The following is a 17595-nucleotide window of genomic DNA, read 5'->3' on the forward strand; positions in this document are numbered from 1 at the left end:
GCCAGACTGAAAGGTTGGGCACCGGAATGAGGATTTTCTTTCTCATTTTCAGGCAGATATGTCAGATTTTGGCAATGTGGTATAAAGTTTGAAAGGGGTGACTTGGATTTATTCAACAAAAAACTATTTATGAAACCACTTCAAAACACCCTCACAGCAATCGTGGCAGCCTCTATCTTGTTAGGCGGTTGCAAAAGCATGAACAAAACCCAGAAAGGCGCTGTTATTGGTACTGCCGGCGGAGCAGTAGTTGGCGGCGTAATCGGTAAGGCAGCCGGTAATACAGCCCTGGGAGCCATTATAGGCGCTACCGTTGGTGGCGTTGGCGGCGCACTTATAGGGAAGAAAATGGACAAACAGGCCAAGGAAATTGAGAATAGAGTTCCCGGTGCCAAAGTAGAACGTGTAGGGGAAGGTATTGTAGTAGAATTCAGCGAAAAGATTTTATTTGGCTATGACCGGTCCGACCTGTCGTCTTCTGCTGAAGGTAACCTGGACAAACTGGTATCTGTATTAAAAGAGTATCCTGATACCAATATTGAAGTACAGGGCCACACAGACAGCAAGGGTTCTGACTCCTATAACCAGGGGCTTTCTCAAAGAAGGGCCAGCGCAGTAGCCACCTATTTGCGTAACCGCGGCGTCAGCTCTTCCCGTATCACCACCAAAGGATATGGCGAATCAGCACCTGTAGCCACCAATGACACCGATGATGGCCGTGCACAAAACCGTCGTGTGAACTTTTTGATCACAGCGAACGAAAAGATGAAACAGGACGCACAGAAAGAAGCACAAAATTAACCACCCCGACACACCTAAACCACTTCAAAGAAAAGTTCACCATAAATCAAAATCAATAGCAAATGAAAACGAAAGTATTTGCCTTTACCGCTGCATGTTTATTAGGAACCTTTATTTTACAGGCACAAAGTACAAAAACCACTGTTGGTGGTACTACCTTTGGCGTGCGTGCGGGTATTAACTTTCAAAACCTGAATGGCGAGTTTTTAGGGAATGATCTGGATTTTAAATTAAAGACAGGCTTTCATATTGGTGTAAACGCGGAAATCCCTATCGCGGATGAATTTTATATTCAGCCAGGTTTATTGTTCTCTACCAAAGGAGCCAATTGGGATGATGACGATGATACAAAAACAAATATCTCCTATCTCGAATTGCCCGTAAATTTCCTGTATAAACCTGTACTGGGAACCGGTAAGTTGTTATTGGGATTTGGTCCCTATGCCGGATATGCAATAGGCGGCAAGGTTAAATCAGATGATGGAGATGTTGACCTTGAATTTGAGAGCGAATTACCAGCAAACCAAGTAGGAATGTATTTTTATACTGTTAGGCGTTTCGATTTTGGCGCTAATCTCCTGGCAGGTTATGAGTTCAACAACAAACTGTCTTTTCAACTCAATGCCCAACTGGGCCTCACCAATATCAGCCCCGAAGTGGTAGGAGCGGACAAAGATGATTTCAAAACCAAGAACACCGGTTTTGGCGTATCTGTAGGCTACCGTTTCTAAGCACTTTTACAGCAACAATCAGATCTATAAAAGGCTGTCCCTCAGGGGCAGCCTTCTTTTTTTGTAAGAAAATTTGGAAATTTACTTTCCGGTGATATCTTTGCACCAGTTCTTTATACATCTCTTATCAAGAAAGGCTGAGGGAAATGGCCCGATGAAGCCTTGACAACCTGTCACGCTAACCAGCGCGATAAGGTGCCACGTCCAGCCCACGCAAGTGGGACAGATAAGTCAGATCAATAGCTTCTATAATACTGTAACAACATATTTGAAAAGCTCTTCTGACTCATCGGAAGAGCTTTTTTGTTTTTTGCCCCTCTCCCTAAAGGGAGAGGCAATAAGGGCAGGGCAATAAAAGCAACGAACTCTTCCGAAGAATAACTACTCTTGATAAGTGCTGTCGCAGAACACTGTATAATCACAACATTTAACATCGTTCCGGATTCCGCTGAAAGCGGAACAGAACAAAAAAACTGTTTATCATGCAAGCGACAACACAACTCATTCACAGCATTCCTGTAGATCCGTTAACCGGCGCCGTATCCGTACCTATTTATCAAACCTCCACTTTTGTGCAGGAAGCGCCCGGTGTAAACAAAGGGTATGATTATGCCCGCAGCGGCAACCCTACCCGCGCCACCCTCGAAAGCATCCTGGCCAAACTGGAAGGCGGTGAAGTGGGTCTTGCTTTCAGTAGCGGACTGGCCGCCATTGACGCCATTGCCAAACTCCTCCAGGCCGGCGATGAAATAGTAGCCGTAGATGATATTTATGGTGGCGCCTACCGGTTATTCACCCAGGTATACCAGCAATTCGGCATTAAGATCAATTTCGTAGACACTTCCGATCCCGAAAAAGTATTCCATGCCATCACGCCCAAAACAAAGCTCATCTGGCTGGAAACACCCACCAACCCTACCCTGAAGATCTCCGATATTGAAGCCATTGCCAAAATAGCAAAAGCCAATAACTGTTTACTTTGCGTGGATAATACTTTTGCTTCACCCGCCTTACAAAAGCCTCTTTTGCTGGGAGCTGATATTGTAGTGCATTCTGCCACCAAGTACCTGGGCGGCCATAGTGACCTGATAGCCGGAGCAGTAGTAACCAAAGACAAAGCACTGGGTGAAAAGATCAAATTTATCCAGAATGCCTGTGGCGCTATCCTTGCTCCTTTTGATAGCTGGCTGGTGATACGCGGTATTGAAACCCTGCACCTGCGCCTCCGTCAGCACTGCGCCACTGCACAGGAAGTGGCGGAATTCCTGGAAAAACATCCCGCAGTAGATAAAGTATACTATCCCGGTTTAAAAACGCATCCCAACCATGAGATAGCCAAAAAGCAATCCAAAGGCTTTGGCGGTATTGTTTCCTTCAGCCTGAAGAAAGATACGATCGAAGCAGCCGGCGCTTTTGCTACTTCTACCCAACTGTTCAAACTGGCAGAAAGCCTGGGCGGCATCAAAAGCCTCGTCAGCCATCCCGCCACTATGACGCATAAATCCATTCCGGCCGAAAAGCGCCAGGCGGCAGGTGTATCAGACAGCCTTATCCGCCTGAGCATTGGCCTGGAAGAAGCAGAAGACCTGATCCAGGACCTGCAAACAGCCCTGGATGCATTACACCAACACAGCCCACAGGCATTGGAAACAGTATTGGCATAATTCATTAACCACTCAATAATTATTAACATCAACATGGCCACGGATACCATAAAAGAACTGGTAAAGACGTATAAAGACATAGACAGCAGTCTTTTAATCGCTATCCCCAACCCCACCAACCAGGCGTATGAGATCAAGATCAAAATACCTGAGTTTACCTTCCTGGGAGTAAGGGAGCAGCCTGACTTTGCCGTTATTTACCTCACTTTTTACCCCAAAAGCAAGATCATAGAACTGAAATCATTCAAACATTACGTTTTCCAGTTGCGGAATATCGTCGTATCCTACGAGCGCCTGATAAACATTATTTATGATGATCTGTTAAAGGTATACGATCCCGAAAGGCTGAGGCTGGTAATGATCTGCAACCCGCGTGGCGGCATCAGTTCCAAGCTCACGATTGATTCAGACTGGAAGTCAAGGGGTGGCCAGGAGAAGTTCAACGACTGGCAGATCATTGAAGATGAATGGTCAGTAAGCATGTAAAGAGAACAACAGGCGATTGCCGGTGCAATAACAACAACGACAACAACAATTAACAGTTCAGGAACAAAAAAATCGCAAATAGAACATGGAAGCTCACAAACAGTTAACAATTGGCTTATTCGGATTTGGAGTAGTGGGAGAAGGCTTGTATAAAGTGTTGCAGCAGACCCCTTCCCTGAAAGCCACGATTAAAAAAGTGTGTATCAAGAACCCCGGCAAGAAAAGAGAAGCTCCGGCAGAATTATTTACCACTGACAAGGATGTACTGCTCAATGACCCCGAGATCAATGTGATCGTAGAAGTGATCAATGAATCGGAGCCTGCCTTTGAGATCGTATCTACAGCCCTGAAGAACGGTAAAGATGTGGTAAGCGCCAGTAAAAAGATGATCGCTGAGCATTTGCCGGAAATACTGGGCCTGCAGCAAAAAACAGGTCGCTCTGTCCTGTATGAAGCTGCCGCCTGCGCTTCCATCCCCGTCATACGTAACCTCGAAGAGTATTATGACAACGACCTGCTGCATTCCATCAAGGCCATCGTAAACGGGTCTACCAACTTCATCCTCACCAAGATGTTTGAGGATAAGCTGGGCTATCAGCAAGCTGTATTGCTGGCACAGCAACTGGGCTTTGCTGAAACAGACCCTTCCCTCGATGTGGAAGGTTATGATGCCGCCAACAAATGGACCTTCCTGCTTACCCATGCCTATGGCATTGTGGAAACCACCGATAATATTGTATTCAATGGCATCCAGAATATACAGGGCAGCGATGCTACTGTAGCAGCAGAAAAACATTTTGATATTAAACTGGTAGCCCAGGCCAAGAAGCTGCAGAATGGCAAGGTAGCCGCTTTTGTACTGCCCCAGTTCATCAAGCATGATGACCACCTGGCCTTTGTGAAAAATGAATACAATGGCGTAGTGATCGAAAGTGGCTTTGCTGATAAACAGTTCTTCTATGGCAAAGGCGCCGGCAGCTTCCCCACTGCCTCCGCTGTATTGAGCGATCTCTCTGCATTGCGCTATCAGTACAAATACGAGTATAAAAAATTATATCACCACGTTCCCCAGGAGCTGACTACTGATTTCTATGTACGTGTATATGTGAGCTTCGACGACTGGAAGTATATTCCCAAAGAGCGGTTTGAATGGATTGAAGAGTGGCATGCAGAAACAGACCGTAAGTACCTGGTAGGTGTATTGCCATTTAAGGAGCTGCGCGATAATAGCTGGTGGAAAGAAAATAATACTTCCCTCATCCTTTCTCCAGAAGCTATTATAGAAGATGTGGAGATCCGCAAACTGAAGAAAAAGAGCCTTGAACTGGCTGGAATAATATAAAGATTTTGTTCGTCTGTTTTTTGTTGTTGTATTTGCATGAAAAGCAAAGGCCCTCCCGCAAAGTGGAGGGCCTTGTTGTTATAACTTAAGGGTGAGCCGCCTTTGAAAGGCGACCCACCCTTAGACAATCAAAACGTATTTTTCAGGAACTGCTGCAGTGCTTCATATTCCGGTTCCATCAGGTGGCTTTGCTTGTTCAGCACCATCATGGCCTGTACCGCCTGTGGCAAGGGTATAGCCTCCCCTGTCACCGGCTCTACCACATCATAGAATTTAACCGGGTGGGCTGTTTCAAGGAACATACCTTTTTCACCGGGATGCTGTGCCAGGTACCTTTGCAGGGCCAGGTAGCCTACCGCACCATGTGGGTCGGGCAGGTAGTGGTATTTATCAAATACCGTCTTAATAGTGGCTTTTGTTTCTTCGTCGGTAATGCTGTAACTGCTCAATACATTTTTCAGTGCGCCAAACTCCTGGTGAAATAGTTCCAATACCCGCACAAAATTGCTGGGATTACCTACGTCCATCGCATTGGATAAAGTAGGCACCGCTTTTTTAGGCTGGTACTCCCCGGCCTCCAGGTAATGCGTCACCACATCATTGGCATTGCAGGCGGCAATAAAATGTTGTACCGGCAATCCTGCACGATGTGCCAGCAGACCTGCGCAGATATTACCAAAGTTACCGCTGGGTACACAGATCACAGGCGGATTACTTTTATCGCTCCATTGTTTATAAGCCAGCGCATAATAGAATTGTTGCGGCAGCCACCGGGCCACATTGATAGAGTTGGCAGAAGTAAGGAATAGCTTACTGGTGAGCGAAGGGTCCATAAACGCCTGCTTTACCAGTTGCTGGCAATCATCAAAACTACCCTTCACTTCCAGCGCATGGATATTCTTTCCCAGCGTAGTGAGCTGCTTCTCCTGCACCGAACTTACTTTACCGGAAGGATACAGGATGACCACCTCCACGCCCGGCACCTCATAAAAGCCGTGGGCCACGGCGCCGCCCGTATCGCCTGAAGTAGCTACCAGTACGATCACTTTTTCTTTACGCTCCTGTGCAAAATAACCGAGGCAACGGCTCATGAACCGTGCCCCTACATCTTTAAAAGCCAGCGTGGGGCCATGAAACAATTCCAGTGAATAGATATCATCCTGGACCTGCACCAGCGGTATCGGGAAGTTGATTGTTTCTGCTACGATCCTTTCCAGTTCACTATCGGGCATTGTTCCTGCTACATAGGGCCTGATCATCCGGAAGGCGATCTCTTCATTGGAATACTGCTCTATATGATCATAAAAAGCCTTCTCCATTACCGGAATCGTCTCCGGGAAATACAATCCTTTATCGGGCGCCTGCCCCCTGATGGTAGCTTCTTTAAAATCAACATCCGGAGATTGTTTGTTTAAACTATAATACCGCATACAACCACTGATAATTACTGATTATTAATTATTGATTATTGCTACTCCTCATCCGCTACAACCTTCACGCCATCGTAACTGATGGTGGTAACATAAGTTTTGAACTCGATGCCCAGCTTCACATACACTTCCGTCATCACATACTCTACCTGTTGAGCAGTACTTTCTTCACGGCTCAGCATGAAGATAGAAGGCCCTGAACCGGAAATGCCGCCACCCAATGCACCTGCTTCCTTACTGTATTTCTTCACCTCATCAAAACCGGGTATCAGGATACTGCGCACGGGTTCAATGATCACATCTTCCAGTGAACGGCCAATAAGTCCATAATCATTCTTCATAAACCCTGCTACCAGTCCGGCTATATTGCCCCATTGCTTGATGGCATTCTTCAGTTGCACTTCCTTACGCAATATCTGCCGCGCATCGGCTGTTCTTACTTCAATTTGCGGATGCACCACGGTAACATATAAAGGCGGGGCAGTGAGCTGTACGATATCCAGCGGAAAGATGGAACGGATAAGCGTAATACCTCCATAAATGGCCGGGGCAATATTATCGGCATGCTTCACCCCACTGGCTACCTTCTCCCCATTCATGGCAAAGCGCACCAGGTCTTCATTGGAAAAAATATTCCCCAGTAAGTGATTGGCGGCCACTACCACACCGGCCGAGCTGGCGGCGCTGGAACCCAGTCCGCTGCCCGGCTTAATGCGTTTATCAATCGTTATATCAAAACCCGGCGGGTTGTTCACTTCCTCCAGCATGGCCAGCAGGGCGGCGCCTGCCACATTCTTTTCCGGTTCTACCGGCAATTGATAACCATCACTATGCTGTATAACAATACCCGGCTCATCCCGCAGGCTTACCGACATGAGGTCCTGCGGACGGTGCAGAGCCATGCCCAATACATCAAATCCGCATACGAGGTTGGCCACAGTAGCCGGAGCAAAAACTTTTACGCCCCTGCTCCCGGCCCCTAAAGGGGAGGCTATTTTTTTTTCTGCTTCTTCTTTCATTATTCTGAATTCTGTATTTTATATGCTTGTCTTAGTGTGCTGCTCTAATAATATCAGCAAACACGCCTGATGCTGTCACCTCCGCTCCTGCCCCTGCTCCCTTTACTACCAGCGGTTGTTCCACATACCGGTTGGTATAGAACAATACCACATTATCCTTACCGTACAGGTGATAAAAATCATGCTGCGGATCAATATGCTGCAAACCAACTGCCGCTTTACCATGCTCATATTTCGCTACAAACTTCAGCTTCTTACCTGCTTTCTTTGCTTCTGCATAAATAGCTGCAAAATGTGCTTCCTGTTTACCCATCTCGGCATAAAAGTCGGCCACACTACCTGTCATGCAGGAAGCCGGCATAAAGCTGCTGTTGGTAATATCTTCCATCTCCAGTCTTTCACCGCTTTCCCGGGCCAGGATCATGATCTTACGCATCACATCGGTACCGCTCAGGTCCAGCCGCGGATCAGGTTCTGTATACCCTTCATCCTGCGCCTGCTTCACCACCTCCGCAAAGCTTTTCTCTCCATTATAATTATTGAATACAAAGTTGAGGGTACCGCTTAATACCGCTTCAATGCGGTTTACGGTATCGCCGCTGCGCAACAGGTCGTTCAGGGTACCAATTACCGGCAGGCCGGCCCCTACATTGGTCTCAAACAGGAAGTAAGCATTGTACTCCCGGGCCAGGTCTTTCAGCCTTTTATAATATGCGTAGGCCGAAGAGCAGGCCACTTTATTACAGGCCACCACGGATATACTCTTTTCCAGTAACCGTTCATAAGTTGTTGCTACCTGGTCATTGGCAGTCACATCGGCAAATACAGAGTTACGCAAATTCTTGGAACGGGTGATCGCTATAAAGCGATCCAGGTTCATGGCCTCTCCCCCCTCCAGTTCCTGCTTCCAGTTTTTGAGGTTAATACCCTCATCATTAAATACCATCTTCCGGCTATTGCCAATACCAATTACCCGTACCTGCAACCGCAGTTGCTCCTGCAACCAGGATTGCTGTTGCTGTAATTGGGACAACAGTTTACTACCCACATTACCGGCTCCGGCAATAAAGAGGTTTACCTGCTTATAGGTAGTTTCAAAGAATTCTTCATGCAATACGTTAATCGCCTTCTTCACGTCAACAGCAGCGATCACAGCCGAGATATTCCTCTCAGAAGAACCCTGCGCAATGGCCCGTATGTTGACCCCGTTCCGACCAATAGCCCCAAACATTTTACCGCTTACGCCCGGATGGCTTTTCATGTTATCACCTACGAGTGCTACGATTGACAATCCGCCTTCCACTACCAGGGGATCTACCTTGCCAGTCTCTATTTCCCAGGCAAAGGCTTTATCTACCACTGCTTTGGCATCAACCGCCATCGCTTCATCAATGCCCACACAAATGGAATGTTCAGAAGAGCCCTGGGTGATCAGGATTACATTGATCTGTTCACCGGCCAATGCCTCAAACAGTCTTTTGGAAAAGCCGGGTATACCTACCATGCCAGGTCCCTCAAGACTCAGTAAAGCTATTTTATTAATGCTGGTAATGCCCCGGATATTATTACCATTCCTTTTAGATACTTCATTTTCAATAACAGTGCCATGCGCCTGCGGCTCAAAGGTATTTTTGATCCATACCGGTATACTCTTGTTCATTACGGGCTGAATGGTAGGGGGATAGATCACCTTGGCACCGAAATGCGACAGCTCCATAGCCTCCTGGTAAGAGATATGCGGCAATACTTTGGCATTGGGCACCAACCGGGGATCGGCTGTCATCATACCACTCACATCAGTCCAGATCTCCAGTACTTTAGCATCCAGGGCGCCGGCCAGGATAGCAGCGGTATAATCCGAACCACCCCGTCCCAAGGTAGTAGTAAGCCCTGCCGCATTGGAAGCCACAAAGCCAGGCAGCACAAAAAGGTTCTCGGCCGCAGTACTGAAGTAGCTACGTATATTACCATCCGTTACACCAAAATCAACAGCCGCATAACCATGATTGGAATCGGTAATGATCAGCTCCCTCGAATCTTTCCATACCGCATCAGTACCGGCAGCTTTTAAACGGGCCGCTACGATCTGCGAAGAGATCAGCTCTCCGAAGCTTACAATACGGTCGCGGGTACGGTCGGATAACTCACCCAGCAGGAAAACACCATTGCAGATATCTTCTATTTCATTGCAACGCTGTTTTACCCAGCTTAATATGCTGCTTTGTTTGGCTACAGGCACCAATACCTTTACCGCTTCAATATGCCGGAGTTCTATGGTAGCCAGTACTTCTTTATAGGATTCATCGGCAGTAGCAGCGAGTGTGCCGGCCTTTAATAAACTGTCTGTAACGCCACCAAAGGCCGATACTACCACTACCGTTTTACCACGTTGTATGACCTGTTGTACAATAGCTACTACTTTATTGATATTCTCGGCATTTGCTACAGAGGTACCGCCGAACTTTAAGACCTGCATATCGTGTATGATTAGTTGATGAAGATTTGATGTAAAAAGATATACCTTTTCCAGGTATGATCAGCTAAAAGCCCAAATGGTAATATGGAAATGTACAACCCTTAGCGGGTTGTGATAATAGTGGACGTTGTTGTAGCTGTGGTAGCTACCGTAGAAGTGTAAGAAATGATATGTTGTTGCTGCTGTGCCACTATTAAAAGATGACCAAATATACATCAGGGAATTGATAACAAGTGTTAGTTTCTAAAAAATTGTCTATTGATCATATAGAGTAAGGAGGCTGTTTTTGTCTTCTTAATTTTTCATCGTACTTTCATCCCCCAATTTGTGTTGCTGCTTGTTATATATACATCATTGATTATTGCTTAAATACATTTGTCTATGGATCACCAGTCTACAAGAGGACTGCAGCAATTCAAGAATTTCGTTGGTATCAAGTTCCAGCTATATAATAGTCTCTTTACATCGCTCCCTTTTCACCGCATTGAGAAAACAGGTATCCTGTTATCATTATTATTAAATAATTGTGAAGAGGGGTATAAGCACAAGCTAAGCCCCAGCCAGATCATTGAGGAGTTTTTTGAAAAACATACCGCCTACCAGAAAGACCAGGACAGGTGCGACCTCCTGTTCCGGTTTATACAATATGTGGAAAGGCAGGTGGTATTGTTCGATGCACTGGAAGATGCTTCCTTCCGGGAAGTACAGGACATGAATGGCATTGGTACTTTAAAATACCTTGAATCAGAAGTCATCCAGGAGAGCGCACAGGATAAACTGGCCGAAAAGTTAAAGGATTTCTCCATACGGATGGTGCTCACCGCCCACCCTACCCAGTTCTATCCCGGCTCTGTGCTGGGCATCATTAACGACCTTGCCAGGGCCCTGGCCGATAACAATGCCAGCCAGATCAATACCTTCCTGCAGCAATTGGGCAAAACGCCTTTTTTCAAGAAGCAGAAGCCAACGCCTTATGACGAGGCCATCAGCCTGGTATGGTACCTGGAAAATGTATTTTACCCTGCGGCCGGCCGTATTGTCAGCTTCCTGAAAAACCAGTTTCCCCAGGTAGTACCGGATAACAACCCCGTCATCACCATGGGTTTCTGGCCCGGAGGCGACAGGGACGGCAACCCCTTCGTTACGTCCGATACCACCCTTAAAGTGGCCGATCTGCTGCGCGGTAGCATTATCAAATGCTATTACCTGGATGTACGCCGCCTGAAACGCCGCCTGACATTCAAAGGAATAGACACGATATTGGCTGAACTGGAGAAACAGCTTTACAATAACATCTTCATTCCCGGTCAGCGTACGGCCCTTACCAAACAAGGTATCCTTGACGAGCTGTACAAGATCCGGGAAATACTCACCTACCAACACAATGGCCTGTTCCAGCACCTGGTAGAGAACCTGATCAATAAGATACAGGTATTTGGTCTGCACTTCGCCTCGCTGGATGTACGGCAGGACAGCTCCGTACACAATACTGTGCTGGAAGCAGTGGCCGCCAAAGAAAAGTTACTGCCTGAAAATTATAGTTCCCTGTCTGAGCAGGAAAAAATCAAAGTACTGACCAGCGTCAGCGGCACTGCCAGGGCTGATCTGTATGAAGAAGGTGTTATTAAAGACACCCTGCAAAGCATTACAACCATCAAAAACATTCAGGAATACAATGGTCCGGAAGGATCGAACCGCTATATCATCAGTCAGTGCAACAGCGCCCTGAATATTATGGAGGTATTTGGCCTGTTCTTATTGAACGGCTGGACAAAAGATGCCCTGGATATTGATATTGTTCCCCTGTTTGAGACCATTGACGACCTGAAGGGTGCAGCAGGCATTATGGAATCATTGTATAAGAATGAAACCTACCGCCAGCACCTGCAACGTCGCAATAAACGCCAGACTATTATGCTGGGTTTTTCGGATGGCACCAAGGATGGCGGCTACATGATGGCCAACTGGAGCATTTATAAAGCCAAAGAAGAGCTCACCAGCATATCCAGGAATTATGGCATTGATGTCGTATTCTTTGATGGCCGTGGCGGTCCCCCTGCCCGTGGCGGTGGTAAAACACACAAGTTCTACGCCTCTATGGGTAATAACATTTCCAATAAGGAAATACAACTCACCATACAGGGGCAAACCGTCAGTTCCAATTTTGGCACGGTGGATTCGGCCCAATTCAATATTGAACAGTTGTTGAATGCGGGTATTTCCAACTATGTTTTCTCGGCCCGGGAAAAGACCTTGCAGGAGCAGGATGAACAATTGTTGAAAGAACTGGCCGATGAAAGCCTGACCGCTTATACCACGCTTAAAAACCATCCGGATTTCCTGAATTACCTGGCCCATATCAGTCCACTCAAGTTTTACAGCGAAACCAATATCGGCAGCCGCCCTGCCAAACGCGGCAGCTCATCCAAATTATCCCTGAAAGACCTGCGCGCCATTCCCTTTGTAGGGGCCTGGAGCCAGTTAAAACAGAATGTAACAGGTTATTATGGCGTGGGTACGGCCCTGCAGGCATTGGACAAGAAAGGAAAGCTTTCCGCCGTTAAACAGCTTTATAAAAACTCCCAGTTCTTCAAAACCCTCATTGACAATTGTGAGATGGCGATGAAGAAATGCTTTTTCCCGCTTACGGAATACCTGTCAAATGATGCCCGCTATGGAGAGATCTGGAATATGATCTTCCAGGAGTACGAGCTCACCAAGAAGTACATCTTCCAGCTTTCCGGGAAAAATGAGTTGATGTTCGACTACCCGGTAGAGCAATTATCTATTCAAATGCGGGAAAGGATCGTATTGCCGCTCACCACGATCCAGCAATATGCCATGACGCGCATCCGCCAGTTGGAAGAGCAACAGGCGCCTGCAGCGCATAAGGAGATCTTCGAGAAGCTGGTGATCCGTTGTTCATTCGGCATTATCAATGCAGGCCGCAATTCAGCATAATTCACATACAAAGACCTGACAGGTTTCGTCTGCGACGCAAACGAAACCTGTCAGGTCTAATAAGCAAAAGGCGCAGTGGAAATCCATTGCGCCTTTTTGTATTAAGTAAGTGTGTTTTTAAAAACGAGACACCGGTCGCCCGGTGCCTCTCATTCTTAACAAAACAACACTAAACTCCTATGTGACTGTAAAAGAGGCCTTAGAAATGATACGTTGCTGCCAGGATGAAGCTACCGGTTGATTTGGTAGGCGTCAGGTCATGCTTCAGGAACATATTATCGCTGGCATTATCAAACCTGAACTCAGGGATAATGGTCAGGTTATCAATCTTAAAATTGGCTGATAAAGTGGGCGCGAAAATAGTGGTATTTAAACCCAGTACTTCCTTATCATCATTCAGGTATTCGCCACGTAGTGTCAAACCGAGCCAGGTAATAGGATCATAGTTCAGGTACAGGGCTGCGCCGTACCAGCTTTCTGAATCACCCCATTTGTCGTCCAGGCCTTTGGAGCTGCGGGACTGCCAGGTACCATTCACACCAATATTGAATTGAGAGGAAATACCAAATGTACCTACTACGTCCAACTGAGTTAAGCGGTCTACATCGGTAAACTTACCGCCCTGGAAGTTCAGGAATCCTTTCACAGATCCGTCTTTGGAAGCAGTAGACAACTGGCCGATGAACATTTTCGGCTCAGCACTGGCGCTTTTGAAGTCAGTAGGGTTGGTAACGCCCACCATCAAAGCAGTGGAACCGCCCAGGTTGATATCGGCTTTTAAACCGGTGTGGAAGAAGGGGCCGTAAGAGAACATATAGCTCATGCTATAGTTCCTGTTCAGGTAGGCATCTACCAGCTCATATCCCACGTGGGTACCAAAGCTACCGAGGGTAAACTTGATCTTATCGGTAGGCGCATAGGTTACATACAATTGCTTTACAGCCAGTTGAGTATTTTGATCATTGTAAGAGAACTCTTCTGCCCTTTTGCCAAAACCGAGATCAGCTACCATACCTACTTTTCCGATGGAATGTTCCACTTTAATGGAAGCCATACCCAGGGCAAACGTGTTGTGTGTTTTGGTGAAACTGGTCGGATTATTAAAATAATTAAAACTGGGATCCGTTTCGTCCTTTATGGTTGGATTGGCGAAATTATACCTGTAGTATACATCAGCGGAACCGGAGATTACGAAATTGGATTTTTTTGTTGAGTCTTGCGAGAAAGCACACGTAGAGCAGGCCACGCTTATGGCCAATACAGAGATTTTTCTTAACATTGTTAAAGATTTTAAGTGTTAAAAGGAAAGGGTACGGCGGAATGAGCTTGTGTCAGAAGCTTATTTAGAGGCTGTACCTTTTTCTTAATGTCCGCTCTCCACAAGTTTATCTTCCATTTTACCATTATCATGCACCAGTAATGTGCCTTGCAGGTATTTTTCGTTGTGTTGTGTAGCGTCAAGACCCAGTTCTTCTTCTTCAGAAGTTACGCGCAGCGGTAATATGAAGTTGATGAATTTGAAGATGATGAAAGACATGGTAAAGCTGAATACTACAGAGATGATCATGCCTTTGAATTGAATCCACAGGAAGCCTGCATTACCCAACCATAAGCCATCAGCACCCAGACCATTCACCGCTTTGGTAGCAAATACGCCTGTCAGCAGCATACCTACCATACCACCTACACCATGGCAGGGGAATACGTCGAGGGTATCGTCCAGCTTTGATTTCTGCTTGTAGTACACAACGATGTTGGATACCAGGGCAGCGATCACACCAATGGTGATACTTTGAGGAATAGCTACAAAACCGGCGCCTGGTGTAATGGCCACCAGACCTACCACAGCACCGATACAGAAGCCCAGTACAGATGGTTTTTTGCCCCTTAATACATCGAAGAACATCCAGGCCAGACCAGCAGCAGCGGCGGCTGTATTGGTGGTAAAGAAGGCAGAAACGGCCAGGCTATTAGCACCCAGGGCAGAACCTGCGTTGAAGCCAAACCAGCCAAACCACAGCAAACCAGTACCAATCAATACATAAGGGATGTTGGCAGGGGGAATTTCTTTATGCTCCATGTGCACTTTACGGCGTTTCAATACCAGTACACCAGCGAGGGCGGCGCAACCGGCAGAAATGTGTACCACTGTACCGCCGGCAAAGTCAAGTACTCCCATTTTGAACAGGAAGCCATCAGCATGCCAGGTCCAGTGTGCCAGCGGGCAATATACCAGCAGGCTGAACAGCGCAATGAACAGTATATAAGAAGTAAAGCGGATGCGTTCAGCAACGGCGCCCACTACCAGACCGGGGGTAATGATGGCAAACATTAACTGAAATACAGCAAACAAAGATCGTGGAATGGTTCCCCAGGGTTCGCCGGAGGCTACTCCCTTGAAGAACAGGTGTGTAGAAGGATTTCCAATCCATCCTCCCTCAGATGTTCCAAAAGCAAGGCTGAAGCCTACCACTATCCACAGTACACTCACCACGCCGGCTGCGGCCACACTCTTGATCATGGTGGAGATAACGTTTTTGCGGTGTACCATACCACCATAGAAGAAGGCAAGTCCGGGGGTCATTAAAAACACCAGGGCAGATGCTACCAACACCCAGGTGATGTCGGCGCTGTTGTAAGTTCCTTTAGTGTCTACATAATCGGGAAGAGCAGGGATGAAGATCGCGATGACTGCTACGGCCGCCAATACGAGGAATGGCGCCACCTCCTTAAAGGTGATTTTTTTCATACCAGTTGATTTTAGTTGTTAAATTAAGAATGAGTTGAATGTGTTATTCTGAATGTAAATTAGCATTTTTTTGCCTGTTATTGATCACACAACACATATGATAATAATTATAATGTTATGTTTTTAATAAGTTTCTATACGTTGAAACAATTATCCTACCTGTATTATAGAGAATTTCAAATATCGAAATAGAAAAAGCTATCCTTTTTCGATAGCTTCTAAAAAATAATTTTTTCAACATGGTAGCTAAAATCATTTTTCCTGCATAATCATAGCCTAAATGATGCTTTTATCAATGAAAAATTCCCCGCATGCGTGTTTGTGCACTCTAACGTGTATATATAACACAAAAGCCACCCACCTCCCGGTGAATGGCTTTTTTTCAGCACTCTATGATGTTTTGTTAAACGGCCATAATGATATTCTGGTCCCTGCTCTCCAGCAGTGAAACGCCGCCACTCAGGAATTCATCCACTTTCCGGGCGCATTCACGACCTTCGCTGATAGCCCATACTACCAGGCTCTGTCCGCGGCGTACATCGCCCGCAGCGAAAACCTTCTGAATATTAGTCTGATAGGCCTTATCAGTGGCCCGTACATTACCACGCTCATCCAGCTCCACGCCCAGCTCATTGATCATGCCCGCATGTTGCGGATGCACAAATCCCATGGCCAGCAAAGCCAGTTCGCAGGGAAGTTCCCGCTCACTGCCAGCTACTTCCACAAACTGCGCCGGACGGCCATCTTCCGTGATCTTCCATTCCAGGTCTACTACTTTCAGTGCTTTCAGATTCCCCTTTTCATCGCCCACAAACGCTTTGGTAGCAATAGCCCAGTGACGTTGCGCCCCTTCTTCATGAGAAGAAGACACCTTCAGGGTCATGGGATAGGTAGGCCAGGGCATAAAAGTTGTTCTGCCTTCCGGTGGCTTGGGCAGCAATTCAAATTGTGTTACCGATAAAGCGCCATGACGGTTGGAAGTACCTACACAGTCACTACCGGTATCGCCACCACCGATTACTACTACATTCTTACCGGTAGCGAAAATATCTTCGGAATAAATATTGCTTTCTATGGCAGCATTGGCCAGCGGGTCTTTACCTGCATTGCGCTTGTTCTGCTGCTTCAGGAAGGTCATGGCAAAATGAACACCCTTCAATTCCCTGCCCGGCACCGGCAGGTCCCGGGGTACCGTAGAACCACCAGATAATACGATGGCATGGAACTCTCTCAACAGGTCATTGATACTTACATTCACCCCTACATTGGCATTGCACTTAAAGGTTACGCCTTCTTCTTCCATCAGCGCAATGCGACGGTCAATCACCCATTTCTCCAGCTTGAAATCAGGAATGCCATAACGCAACAAACCGCCCGGCGCATCATCCCTTTCAAACACGGTTACGGTGTGACCGGCATAGTTAAGCTGGGCAGCCGCAGCCAGCCCGGCAGGACCGGATCCTACTACCGCTACCTTCTTGCCACTACGCATATTCGGTTTGCGGGGTTTTACAAATCCCTTATCGAAAGCGATCTCTATAATATGTTTTTCTATTTCCTCAATAGCTACCGGGGGCTGATTGATACCCAGCACACAGGCGCTTTCGCAAGGCGCGGGGCAAATACGTCCGGTAAATTCCGGGAAGTTATTGGTAGAAGTAAGGATGTCATAGGCTTCCTCCCAGCTCTTGCGGTATATCGCATCATTGAACTCAGGAATGACGTTGCCTAACGGACAACCGCTGTGGCAAAAGGGAACACCACAGTTCATACAGCGGGCGCTCTGCTGATTCAGCTTTTCTTCACTGAAACGCTCTACAAACTCATTGTAGTTTTTAACCCTGTCCTGCACCGGCAACTTACCGGGCAACTCTCTCGTAAACTCTAAAAAACCCGATGGCTTACCCATTGTATTTTATCGTTTATAGTTGTTAGT

Annotated in this window: 12 protein-coding genes and 1 riboswitch; of the genes, 6 read left to right on the forward strand and 6 right to left on the reverse strand. The window is 46.8% G+C overall.

Going from position 1 to position 17595, the window contains the following annotated elements; translation table 11 throughout:
• Positions 1-129: 129 nt before the first annotated feature.
• The 5 genes from HB364_RS31360 (at position 130) to HB364_RS31380 (ending at position 5024) form a co-directional block, all read left to right on the forward strand.
• A complete protein-coding gene (locus tag HB364_RS31360; protein ID WP_167292405.1) occupies positions 130-801 on the forward strand; it encodes an OmpA family protein in 672 nt (223 codons plus the stop codon).
• A gap of 62 nt (positions 802-863) precedes the next feature.
• Complete coding sequence (locus HB364_RS31365; RefSeq protein WP_167292406.1) at positions 864-1532, forward strand: porin family protein; 669 nt, start codon at positions 864-866, stop codon at positions 1530-1532.
• Positions 1533-1653: 121 nt separating this feature from the next.
• Positions 1654-1765: riboswitch (SAM riboswitch) on the forward strand.
• A 246-nt stretch (positions 1766-2011) separates the two neighbouring features.
• On the forward strand, positions 2012-3196 hold the full coding sequence (locus tag HB364_RS31370) for a cystathionine gamma-synthase (protein WP_317170732.1): 1185 nt from the start codon (positions 2012-2014) through the stop codon (positions 3194-3196).
• Between the two features lie 33 nt (positions 3197-3229).
• On the forward strand, positions 3230-3682 hold the full coding sequence (gene queF / locus HB364_RS31375) for a preQ(1) synthase (RefSeq protein WP_167292408.1): 453 nt from the start codon (positions 3230-3232) through the stop codon (positions 3680-3682).
• 85 nt (positions 3683-3767) lie between these two features.
• Positions 3768-5024, forward strand: a complete 1257-nt coding sequence (locus HB364_RS31380) for a homoserine dehydrogenase (RefSeq protein WP_167292409.1) — start codon at positions 3768-3770, stop codon at positions 5022-5024.
• A 128-nt stretch (positions 5025-5152) separates the two neighbouring features.
• On the opposite strand, the gene thrC is transcribed toward HB364_RS31380, so the two are convergent.
• Genes thrC through thrA form a run of 3 tightly spaced genes read right to left on the reverse strand, consistent with a single transcriptional unit; the run spans position 5153 to position 9949 of the window.
• Positions 5153-6454 (reverse strand): threonine synthase, encoded by a 1302-nt coding sequence (gene thrC / locus HB364_RS31385; RefSeq protein WP_167292410.1) that lies wholly within the window; start codon positions 6452-6454, stop codon positions 5153-5155.
• Positions 6455-6495: 41 nt separating this feature from the next.
• Positions 6496-7473: a homoserine kinase gene (locus HB364_RS31390; protein WP_167292411.1), complete on the reverse strand. Its 978-nt coding sequence runs from the start codon at positions 7471-7473 to the stop codon at positions 6496-6498.
• A gap of 31 nt (positions 7474-7504) precedes the next feature.
• Positions 7505-9949 carry a bifunctional aspartate kinase/homoserine dehydrogenase I gene (thrA, locus tag HB364_RS31395; RefSeq protein ID WP_167292412.1) on the reverse strand — a complete coding sequence of 815 codons (2445 nt, stop codon included), beginning with the start codon at positions 9947-9949 and terminating at the stop codon, positions 7505-7507.
• Positions 9950-10330: 381 nt separating this feature from the next.
• On the opposite strand from thrA, the gene HB364_RS31400 reads away from it, so the two are divergent.
• Positions 10331-12910, forward strand: a complete 2580-nt coding sequence (locus tag HB364_RS31400) for a phosphoenolpyruvate carboxylase (RefSeq protein WP_167292413.1) — start codon at positions 10331-10333, stop codon at positions 12908-12910.
• A 199-nt stretch (positions 12911-13109) separates the two neighbouring features.
• Here HB364_RS31400 and HB364_RS31405 read toward each other — a convergent pair whose 3' ends face one another.
• The 3 genes from HB364_RS31405 to HB364_RS31415 all read right to left on the reverse strand — a co-directional run bounded on the left by HB364_RS31405 (position 13110) and on the right by HB364_RS31415 (position 17568).
• Complete coding sequence (locus HB364_RS31405; RefSeq protein ID WP_167292414.1) at positions 13110-14189, reverse strand: outer membrane beta-barrel protein; 1080 nt, start codon at positions 14187-14189, stop codon at positions 13110-13112.
• 84 nt (positions 14190-14273) lie between these two features.
• Positions 14274-15659: an ammonium transporter gene (locus HB364_RS31410; protein ID WP_167292415.1), complete on the reverse strand. Its 1386-nt coding sequence runs from the start codon at positions 15657-15659 to the stop codon at positions 14274-14276.
• A gap of 403 nt (positions 15660-16062) precedes the next feature.
• Positions 16063-17568, reverse strand: a complete 1506-nt coding sequence (locus tag HB364_RS31415) for a glutamate synthase subunit beta (protein WP_167292416.1) — start codon at positions 17566-17568, stop codon at positions 16063-16065.
• Between the last annotated feature and the right edge of the window lie 27 nt (positions 17569-17595).

The sequence above is a fragment of the Paraflavitalea devenefica genome, assembly GCF_011759375.1.
Lineage (GTDB): Bacteria > Bacteroidota > Bacteroidia > Chitinophagales > Chitinophagaceae > Paraflavitalea > Paraflavitalea devenefica.

Excerpts from the sequence above, each read along its gene's own strand:
- HB364_RS31360 (WP_167292405.1), top strand. The coding sequence starts at position 130 with ATGAAACCACTTCAAAACACCCTCACAGCAATCGTGGCAGCCTCTATC.
- HB364_RS31365 (WP_167292406.1), top strand. The coding sequence starts at position 864 with ATGAAAACGAAAGTATTTGCCTTTACCGCTGCATGTTTATTAGGAACC.
- queF (WP_167292408.1), top strand. The coding sequence starts at position 3,230 with ATGGCCACGGATACCATAAAAGAACTGGTAAAGACGTATAAAGACATA.
- HB364_RS31380 (WP_167292409.1), top strand. The coding sequence starts at position 3,768 with ATGGAAGCTCACAAACAGTTAACAATTGGCTTATTCGGATTTGGAGTA.
- thrC (WP_167292410.1), bottom strand. The coding sequence starts at position 6,454 with ATGCGGTATTATAGTTTAAACAAACAATCTCCGGATGTTGATTTTAAA.
- HB364_RS31390 (WP_167292411.1), bottom strand. The coding sequence starts at position 7,473 with ATGAAAGAAGAAGCAGAAAAAAAAATAGCCTCCCCTTTAGGGGCCGGG.
- thrA (WP_167292412.1), bottom strand. The coding sequence starts at position 9,949 with ATGCAGGTCTTAAAGTTCGGCGGTACCTCTGTAGCAAATGCCGAGAAT.
- HB364_RS31400 (WP_167292413.1), top strand. The coding sequence starts at position 10,331 with ATGGATCACCAGTCTACAAGAGGACTGCAGCAATTCAAGAATTTCGTT.
- HB364_RS31405 (WP_167292414.1), bottom strand. The coding sequence starts at position 14,189 with ATGTTAAGAAAAATCTCTGTATTGGCCATAAGCGTGGCCTGCTCTACG.
- HB364_RS31410 (WP_167292415.1), bottom strand. The coding sequence starts at position 15,659 with ATGAAAAAAATCACCTTTAAGGAGGTGGCGCCATTCCTCGTATTGGCG.
- HB364_RS31415 (WP_167292416.1), bottom strand. The coding sequence starts at position 17,568 with ATGGGTAAGCCATCGGGTTTTTTAGAGTTTACGAGAGAGTTGCCCGGT.